The sequence below is a fragment of the Kitasatospora sp. NPDC024654 genome (genome assembly GCF_055559155.1).
In genome coordinates this window covers 44886-54932 of sequence record NZ_JBVHLF010000052.1, presented here as the reverse complement: position 1 = coordinate 54932, position 10047 = coordinate 44886, and the positions used below count along the sequence as shown (strand labels likewise).

Below are 10047 nucleotides of genomic sequence, written 5' to 3'. Positions count from 1 at the left end.
TACCCCACCAAACTCCCAGAAAGCGCCCCCGCGCTACCCAACACCACCAACGCGCCCGCTGATTGATCGGCTACACCACGAAGGGGGACATGACCGGATTGAGGTTCTCCAGTTTGACCACGCGTTCGCGTCCGCCGCGGAGCGACCGGACGAACACGCCGAATGAGTGCACCGACATGACTTTCAGCAGCTCGCCGGTACCGCGGTCGTACGCGACCTCACCCGTCCTGGGCCCCCAGTGGACGTCAGCCATGGTCCGGCCCCGCCGCCTCATGCTGGGCCACCGTCCAGGCCGAGGCCGCACCATAGCTGTGGAACACCAGCGGCGTGCCGTCCGGATGTGTCACGGTCCTGCCAGGCTCCCAGCGGTCGGCGACTCCCCACGCATACTCGATCAGCCCATACGGCTTCGCCAGCGGGACGACCCCGCAGCGGGGACGGTTTCCGGACTCACTGCGAACAACAGCTGACACGGCTGCCGGCCTCTCCCTGTTCAGGCCATCGCTGACCCTTCAGGTGTACTTCCTCCCGGTTCGCCTGCCAGTGGCCGCAGTAGTGGCCAGACCGAACGCCCTGCACATCGGCATCCCGATCAAGTCACCTCGGGTGGGCCGGCGTTGGTCCCAGGGCCGACTCGCCTCCGCCCTGTGTGACGCGTCGGGCCGGTCCACACTGACCCGCGAGGAGGTCAGCCGGTGGGAGAACGCGAAGCGGTCGGTCGGCCCGTTCTGGCTGCACCACATCGCCACGGTGTTCGATCTGCCACTGGAGGTGTTCGAGGCGGCAGCAGTCGGCCATCCCTCCCCGGCGAGCGAAGTCGCACGACAACGGCTACTCAACAGTCTCGGCGAGCCCGCCACCGTCGATGAGTGGCACGCCGTGACCTCCGACTACGGCCGCGACTTCATGAGCCTCCCGGCCCGCGTGGTCGAGCCGCGACTGGCCGGCGACCTCCTGCTGTTACAACGCAACCTGCGAGTCCTCCAACGACTTTGGGAGCCGGCCGCACGCCTGTCCGTCATCATGGGCATGGCCTCGGCTTCGCTCGACGGACCCGCCGCCTCTGCGCGCTGGTACCGGACGGCGGTCAGGGCGGCGGACCACTCCGGCAACACCTGGCTCCGCGAATGGAAACGCGGGCAGGGTGCCCTCGCACTGGCCTACGAGGGCGCCGATCCGTCCCGCCTGGTGCCGCTCGCCACCGCCGGCCTGGCACTGTCCGGGCGGCCTTCGCTGGGACGCCTCTGTGCCTACCTGGCGAAGGCACACTGCTACGCGCGGCTCGGTGAGCCGGTGCTGGCCGAGGGAGCTCTGCGGCAGGCGGACGAGATCTTCCCTCTGGTGGACTCCCCCGACCATGCCACGGTGTTCGGCATGCCCGAGTGGGGCCACAGCCTCACGAAGACCCTCGTCCACGCCCGGCTCGGCGACGTGGAGCAGTCGCAGCGGGAACAGGACACCGCCGACCGGCTCCGTCCGGGCGGCCTCGGCCGGTTCGCCGCTCACACGAGCGTGCACCGGGCGCTGTCCGTGGTGAAGGCCGGGGACACCGAGACGGGTCTCACCATGGCCAGGGAGACCCTCGCGGCGCTGCCCGCCGACCACCGGAGCACGGTCCTCGGCGGGTTCGTCGCAGAGGTGAAGTCAGCCGCCGGCATCGGCACTCAAGCCTGAGGCCGCGGAACGCCGCAGGGCGGCCACCCCGGTGGGGTGGCCGCCCTGCGGCGTCAACCATGGACTCAGCCGGTGTACGGGCCGTAGTCGTAGTCGTCCAGCGGGACCGCCTGGCCGGAGCCGGCGCCGAAGGGCGACAGGTCGTAGTCGTCGTAGCCGACGGCCGAGTACATCGCGGCCTTGGCCTCCTCGGTCGGCTCGACCCGGATGTTGCGGTAGCGGGGCAGGCCCGTACCGGCCGGGATGAGCTTACCGAGGATGACGTTCTCCTTGAGGCCCAGCAGCGGGTCCGACTTGGCGTGGATCGCCGCGTCGGTGAGCACCCGGGTCGTCTCCTGGAAGGAGGCGGCCGACAGCCAGGACTCGGTGGCCAGCGAGGCCTTGGTGATACCCATCAGCTGCGGACGGCCGGAGGCCGGGTGGCCGCCTTCCGACACCACGCGACGGTTCTCCTGCTCGAAGCGGCCGCGCTCGACGAGCTCGCCCGGGAGCAGCTCGGCGTCGCCCGACTCGATGATCGTCACGCGGCGGAGCATCTGCCGGATGATGATCTCGATGTGCTTGTCGTGGATCGACACACCCTGCGAGTTGTAGACCTTCTGGACCTCGGCCACCAGGTGAACCTGGACGGCACGCTGGCCCATGATCCGCAGGACGTCGTGCGGGTTGGTGGCACCCATGGTCAGCTTCTGGCCGACCTCCACCGACTCGCCCTCGCTGACCAGCAGCTTCACACGCTTGGAGACCGGGTAGGCGATCTCCTCGGTGCCGTCGTCGGGGGTGACGACGATCTTGCGGGTCTTCTCGGTGTCCTCGATCCGGACCCGGCCCTGCGCCTCCGAGATCGGGGCCACACCCTTGGGGGTACGGGCCTCGAAGAGCTCGACGACACGCGGCAGACCCTGGGTGATGTCGTCACCGGCCACACCACCGGTGTGGAAGGTACGCATGGTCAGCTGGGTACCGGGCTCACCGATGGACTGGGCGGCGATGATGCCGACCGCCTCACCGATGTCGACCAGCTTGCCGGTGGCCAGCGAACGCCCGTAGCACATGGCGCAGGTGCCGACGGCCGACTCGCAGGTCAGGATCGAGCGGGTCTTGACCTCGCCGATGCCGTGCCGGATCAGCTCGTCGATCAGCACGTCACCGAGGTCGGTGTTGGCGGTCGCGATGAGCTTGCCGTCCACCGAGATGTCCTCGGCGAGCATCCGGGCGTAGACGCTGGTCTCGACGTCGTCGGCCTTGCGCAGCACACCGTCCGCGCCGACCGCGCCGATCGCCAGCTTGAGGCCGCGCTCGGTGCCGCAGTCCTCCTCGCGGATGATCACGTCCTGCGAGACGTCCACCAGACGACGGGTCAGGTAACCCGAGTCGGCGGTACGCAGCGCGGTGTCGGCCAGACCCTTACGGGCACCGTGGGTGGAGATGAAGTACTCCAGCACGGACAGGCCCTCACGGAAGGACGCCTTGATGGGACGCGGAATCGTCTCGTTCTTGGCGTTCGACACCAGACCACGCATACCGGCGATCTGACGCATCTGCATCATGTTTCCACGAGCACCCGAGTCGACCATCATGAAGATGGGGTTGGTCTTCGGGAAGTTCGCGTTCATCGCCTCGGCGACCTCGTTGGTCGCCTTGGTCCAGATGTTGACGAGCTCCTGCTTGCGCTCGTCGTTGGTCATCAGACCGCGCTCGTAGTTCTTCTGGACCTTCTCGGCCTGCGCCTCGTAGCCCTCGAGGATCTGGGGCTTGCTCGGCGGCACGACGACGTCCGAGATCGAGACGGTGACACCGGACCGGGTCGACCAGTGGAAGCCGGCCGCCTTCAGGTTGTCCAGGGTCGCCGCCACGGTGACCTTCGGGTACCGCTCGGCCAGGTCGTTGACGATCGCGGAGAGCTGCTTCTTGCCCACCTCGTAGTCGACGAACGGGTAGTCCTCGGGCAGCAGCTCGTTGAAGAGCGCGCGGCCCAGCGTGGTGTTCAGGCGGAAGGACTCGCCCTCCATCCACGTGGCCTGGCCCTCCTCGTCCACCGGCGGGGTCCAGCCGCGGGGCGGCACGGTGCCGATCGGCAGACGCAGGTCGATCGGGGCCTGGACGTCCAGCTCGCGGGCGTCGAAGGCCATGATCGCCTCGGCGGTCGACGAGAAGGAGCGGCCGGCGCCCTTCACGTTCTCGCGGTCCGAGGTCAGGAAGAACAGACCGAGCACCATGTCCTGGGTCGGCATGGTGACCGGACGGCCGTCGGCCGGCTTGAGGATGTTGTTCGAGGACAGCATCAGGATGCGGGCCTCGGCCTGCGCCTCCGCGGAGAGCGGCAGGTGCACGGCCATCTGGTCACCGTCGAAGTCCGCGTTGAACGCGGTGCAGACGAGCGGGTGGATCTGGATGGCCTTGCCCTCGACCAGCTGCGGCTCGAAGGCCTGGATGCCGAGGCGGTGCAGGGTGGGCGCACGGTTCAGCAGCACCGGGTGCTCGGCGATGACCTCTTCGAGGACGTCCCACACCACCGGGCGGGCGCGCTCGACCATGCGCTTGGCCGACTTGATGTTCTGCGCGTGGTTCAGGTCGACCAGGCGCTTCATCACGAACGGCTTGAAGAGCTCCAGCGCCATGGCCTTGGGCAGACCGCACTGGTGCAGCTTGAGCTGCGGGCCGACGACGATGACCGAACGGGCCGAGTAGTCGACGCGCTTGCCGAGCAGGTTCTGGCGGAACCGACCCTGCTTACCCTTCAGCATGTCGGACAGCGACTTCAGCGGACGGTTGCCGGGGCCCGTGACCGGGCGACCGCGGCGGCCGTTGTCGAAGAGCGCGTCGACGGCCTCCTGGAGCATGCGCTTCTCGTTGTTCACGATGATCTCGGGCGCGCCGAGGTCGAGAAGCCGCTTCAGGCGGTTGTTGCGGTTGATCACGCGGCGGTACAGGTCGTTCAGGTCGGAGGTCGCGAAGCGGCCACCGTCCAGCTGCACCATCGGACGCAGGTCCGGCGGGATCACCGGGACGCAGTCCAGCACCATGCCGTTCGGCTTGTTGGTGGTCTGCAGGAAGGCGGAGACGACCTTGAGGCGCTTGAGCGCCCGGGTCTTCTTCTGGCCCTTGCCGGTACGGATGATCTCGCGGAGCCGCTCGGACTCCTCGGCCAGGTCGAAGGTCTCCAGGCGGTCCTTGAGGGCCGCGGCACCCATCGAGCCGGAGAAGTACGTGCTGAAGCGGTCACGCAGCTCGCGGTAGAGCAGCTCGTCGCCCTCGAGGTCCTGGACCTTGAGGTTCTTGAAGCGGGCCCAGACCTCGTCGAGGCGGTCGATCTCGCGCTGCGCGCGGTCGCGCAGCTGCTTCATCTCACGCTCGGCACCCTCGCGCACCTTGCGGCGCACGTCGGCCTTGGCGCCCTCGGCCTCCAGCTCGGCCAGGTCGGTCTCGGCCTTCTTGGCACGGGCCTCGAGGTCCGCGTCACGGCGGTTCTCGATCTGCTGGCGCTCGACCGAGACGTGCGCCTCCAGGGACGGCAGGTCGCGCTGACGGCGCTCGTCGTCCACCCAGGTGATCATGTAGGCGGCGAAGTAGATGACCTTCTCGAGGTCCTTCGGCGCCAGGTCGAGCAGGTAGCCCAGACGCGACGGGACACCCTTGAAGTACCAGATGTGCGTGACCGGGGCGGCCAGCTCGATGTGGCCCATCCGCTCACGACGCACCTTGGCGCGGGTCACCTCGACGCCGCAGCGCTCACAGATGATGCCCTTGAAGCGGACGCGCTTGTACTTACCGCAGTAGCACTCCCAGTCCCGGGTGGGACCGAAGATCTTCTCGCAGAAAAGGCCGTCCTTTTCCGGCTTCAGCGTGCGGTAGTTGATGGTCTCCGGCTTCTTGACCTCGCCGTGCGACCACTGGCGGATGTCGTCAGCCGTGGCCAGGCCGATGCGGAGCTCGTCGAAGAAGTTGACGTCAAGCACTGGTCGTCAAGCCCTCTTTCGTAAGTCGAGAGTCGTTCATGTGGTCTGAGGGGGGCCTGGGGGCGGGCCGGCCAGCGAGTGACCGGCCCAACCTCCGTCAGACCTCTTCGACGCTGCTCGGCTCGCGCCGGGACAGGTCAATGCCGAGCTCCTCGGCAGCACGGAAGACATCCTCGTCGGAGTCCCGGAGCTCGATGTTGGAGCCGTCCGAGGACAGCACCTCCACGTTGAGGCAGAGCGACTGCATTTCCTTGATGAGCACCTTGAAGGACTCGGGAATGCCCGGCTCGGGGATGTTCTCGCCCTTGACGATCGCCTCGTAGACCTTCACGCGGCCCAGGACGTCGTCGGACTTGATGGTGAGCAGCTCCTGCAGCGCGTAGGCCGCGCCGTACGCCTCGAGGGCCCACACCTCCATCTCACCGAAGCGCTGACCACCGAACTGCGCCTTACCACCGAGCGGCTGCTGGGTGATCATCGAGTACGGGCCGGTCGAACGGGCGTGCAGCTTGTCGTCGACCAGGTGGTGCAGCTTGAGGATGTACATGTAGCCGACCGAGATCGGCATCGGGAACGGCTCGCCGGAGCGGCCGTCGAACAGCCGGGCCTTACCGGTGGAGTTCACCAGGCGCTCACCGTCACGGGTGAGGGTGGTGTTGTCCAGCAGACCGGTGATCTCGTCCTCACGGGCGCCGTCGAAGACCGGGGTGGCGAGGTTGGTGCCACCCTCGACCGTGTCGGCGCCGATCGCCTGGAGGCGGCGGGCCCACTCGTCGGCCAGGCCGGAGACGTCCCAGCCCTGCTTGGCGAGCCAGCCCAGGTGGATCTCCAGGACCTGTCCCGGGTTCATTCGGGACGGGACACCCAGCGGGTTGAGGATGATGTCGACCGGGGTGCCGTCCTCCAGGAAGGGCATGTCCTCGACCGGAAGGATCTTGGAGATGACACCCTTGTTGCCGTGGCGGCCGGCGAGCTTGTCACCGTTGGTGATCTTGCGCTTCTGCGCGACGTAGACGCGGACCAGCTGGTTCACGCCCGGGGGCAGCTCGTCGCCCTCCTCGCGGTCGAAGACGCGCACGCCGATGACCTTGCCGGACTCACCGTGCGGCACCTTCAGCGAGGTGTCACGGACCTCACGGGCCTTCTCACCGAAGATCGCGCGGAGCAGGCGCTCCTCCGGGGTCAGCTCGGTCTCACCCTTCGGGGTGACCTTGCCGACCAGGATGTCGCCGGTGACGACGTCCGCGCCGATCCGGATGATGCCGCGCTCGTCGAGGTCGGCGAGGACCTCCTCGGAGACGTTCGGGATGTCCCGGGTGATCTCCTCGGGGCCGAGCTTGGTGTCACGGGCGTCGACCTCGTGCTCCTCGATGTGGATCGAGGAGAGGACGTCGTCCTGCACGAGGCGCTGCGACAGGATGATCGCGTCCTCGTAGTTGTGACCCTCCCACGACATGAACGCCACGAGCAGGTTCTTGCCCAGCGCCATCTCGCCCTCGTCGGTGCACGGGCCGTCGGCCAGCACCTGACCGGCCTCGACCCGGGCGCCCTCGTCCACGAGCACCTTCTGGTTGAAGGAGGTGCCCTGGTTCGAGCGGGTGAACTTGGCGGCGCGGTACGTGTTGTACGTGCCGTCGTCGTTGGCCACCGTGACGTAGTCGGCCGAGACCTCCTGCACCACACCGGCCTTCTCGGCGGTGATCACGTCGGCGGCGTCGACCGCGCAGCGGTACTCCATGCCGGTGCCGACCAGCGGGGCCTCGCTCTTCAGCAGCGGCACCGCCTGGCGCATCATGTTCGAGCCCATGAGCGCGCGGTTGGCGTCGTCGTGCTCGAGGAACGGGATCATGGCGGTCGCGACCGACACCATCTGGCGCGGCGAGACGTCCATGTAGTCGATCTCGGTGCCGGGGATGTAGTCGATCTCGCCACCACGGCGGCGGACCAGGACGCGCGGCTCGGCGAAGTGCAGGTCCTCGGTCAGCGGCGCGTTGGCCTGCGCGATGACGTAGCGGTCCTCCTCGTCAGCGGTCAGGTAGTCCACCTGCTCGGTGACGATGCCCTCGACGACCTTGCGGTACGGGGTCTCGATGAAGCCGAAGGCGTTCACCCGGCCGTACGAGGCCAGCGACCCGATCAGACCGATGTTCGGGCCTTCGGGGGTCTCGATCGGACACATGCGCCCGTAGTGCGAGGGGTGCACGTCACGGACCTCGAAGCCGGCCCGCTCACGGGAGAGACCGCCGGGGCCGAGGGCCGACAGACGACGCTTGTGGGTCAGGCCCGACAGCGGGTTCGTCTGGTCCATGAACTGCGACAGCTGGCTGGTGCCGAAGAACTCCTTGATGGAGGCGACGACCGGCCGGATGTTGATCAGGGTCTGCGGCGTGATCGCCTCGACGTCCTGGGTGGTCATGCGCTCGCGCACGACGCGCTCCATACGGGCGAGACCCGTACGGACCTGGTTCTGGATGAGCTCGCCGACGTTGCGCAGGCGGCGGTTGCCGAAGTGGTCGATGTCGTCGACCTCGACCACGATGTCGCGGCCGGTCTCGTCCTGCCACTCGGTCTCACCGGCGTGCAGCTTGACCAGGTACTTGATCGAGTTGATGATGTCCGGCTCGGTGAGCACGCCGGAGTCCAGCGACTCGCTGTTGCCGAGCTTGCGGTTGACCTTGTAGCGGCCGACCTTGGCCAGGTCGTAGCGCTTCGGGTTGAAGTACAGGTTCTCCAGCAGCGTCTGCGCGGCCTCGCGCGTAGGCGGCTCGCCCGGGCGCAGCTTGCGGTAGATGTCCAGCAGCGCGTCGTCCTGGCCCTGGGTGTGGTCCTTCTCCAGGGTGGCGCGCATCGACTCGTACTCGCCGAACTCCTCGAGAATCATCTCGTTGGTCCAGCCGAGCGCCTTGAGCAGCACGGTGACGGACTGCTTGCGCTTGCGGTCGATGCGGACGCCGACCATGTCGCGCTTGTCGATCTCCATCTCCAGCCAGGCACCACGCGAGGGGATGACCTTGCAGGAGTAGATGTCCTTGTCGGACACCTTGTCCAGGGTGGAGTCGAAGTACACACCCGGGGAGCGGACGAGCTGCGACACGACGACACGCTCGGTGCCGTTGATCACGAACGTGCCCTTGTGGGTCATGAGCGGGAAGTCGCCCATGAAGACCGTCTGAGACTTGATCTCACCGGTCTCGTTGTTGGTGAACTCGGCCGTGACGAAGAGCGGAGCCGCGTACGTGAAGTCGCGGTCCTTGCACTCGTCAATGGAGTTCTTCGGCGGCTCGAAACGGTGGTCGCGGAAGGTCAGCGACATCGACCCGGAGAAGTCCTCGATCGGGGAGATCTCTTCGAAGATCTCCTCGAGGCCGGACTTGGTGGGGACGTCCTGACCACTCTCCAGGGCCGCCTCGACCCGGGACTTCCAGGCCGCGTTGCCGAGCAGCCAGTCAAAGCTCTCGGTCTGCAGGGCCAGGAGGTTCGGGACCTCAAGGGGCTCCTTGATCTTCGCGAACGAGACGCGGAGCGGGGCGGTGGATGCGGCGGAATTGTTCGAGGCGTTGCGCGGCGCGGCCAAGAGGGGGGTCCTTCCGAGGGCTCGGAGCTCACTACGCGCGTACCGGCCGGGCCTTGCCGGGCTCGGTCCCGCCTCCGTCGCCGTGGGTCTCAGCCGGGGGATGAATCCCAGGTCAGAGCCGCTTTGCGGAGGCGATGCCAGACCCCGTCAGGGCAGCGCACACTCCGGGCGACGAGTCACGGAGCAGCTAACAGGCAGCGCAAAGGGACAGTGTAGCCAAACGGCACACTGCTGTCCAGCCCAGATTCGGAGACCGAATCGGACACTCCCTCCGGTAGCCACCCGGACGGCCCTGACCCCTCCCGGGGCCGGTCCGCGGGCGGATCCCTGCGTTCCTGCCACTGCGCACCGCAGCGGTGCTCAACCTCGCCTGAGGCCGGCACCGCGACTCACGTGGAGTCATTTCCCGCCCGGCCCCCGGTTATGCATCCGGGGCCACCCAAACTAACGGCGGACCGACTCCGCGGTGTCGGCGTGCGCCTTGAGAATCGCGCGCCGCGTGCGGTTCGTCAAGGCCCAGCCGGAGCGTGGACCTCGCGCTGTTCATCGCTCCGGGCGCCCACGGCGTTACAGGAAGCCGTGGTGAGGACCCTGGTGGCGACGACAGCGATCACCATACCGGTCCGGACCGACAGTGGCCGAGCGGGCGTTCGGCCACCGCGGCGGACCCGGGAAACAGAGGAGGCCGGGGGGGGGGGGGGGGGGGGGGGGGGGGGGGGGGGGGGAGGGGGGGGGGGCGGGGGGGGGGGGGGGGGGGGGGGGGGGGAGGGGGGGGGGAGGGAGGGAGGGGGGGGGGGGGGGGGGGGGAGCGAGGAACCATCCAAACTCAACCCCGCCCAA

4 protein-coding genes are annotated in these 10047 nt (G+C 68.0%); 1 reads left to right on the top strand and 3 read right to left on the bottom strand.

The annotated features are described in order from the left end of the window. Positions 1 to 70: 70 nt before the first annotated feature. Positions 71 to 253, bottom strand: coding sequence for a hypothetical protein (locus ACZ38L_RS26525; protein ID WP_465697829.1), 183 nt, complete (start codon positions 251 to 253; stop codon positions 71 to 73). Between the two features lie 302 nt (positions 254 to 555). Between ACZ38L_RS26525 and ACZ38L_RS26520 the strand changes: the two genes are divergently transcribed. Next, positions 556 to 1674, top strand: coding sequence for a hypothetical protein (locus ACZ38L_RS26520; RefSeq protein ID WP_465697827.1), 1119 nt, complete (start codon positions 556 to 558; stop codon positions 1672 to 1674). A gap of 65 nt (positions 1675 to 1739) precedes the next feature. Here the strand turns inward: ACZ38L_RS26520 and ACZ38L_RS26515 are convergent, their stop codons facing one another. Both ACZ38L_RS26515 and rpoB read right to left on the bottom strand, forming a co-directional pair. Beyond that, complete coding sequence (locus ACZ38L_RS26515) at positions 1740 to 5633, bottom strand: DNA-directed RNA polymerase subunit beta' (RefSeq protein ID WP_465697825.1); 3894 nt, start codon at positions 5631 to 5633, stop codon at positions 1740 to 1742. A gap of 97 nt (positions 5634 to 5730) precedes the next feature. Beyond that, positions 5731 to 9207 (bottom strand): DNA-directed RNA polymerase subunit beta, encoded by a 3477-nt coding sequence (rpoB, locus tag ACZ38L_RS26510; protein WP_465697823.1) that lies wholly within the window; start codon positions 9205 to 9207, stop codon positions 5731 to 5733. Positions 9208 to 10047: the final 840 nt, after the last annotated feature.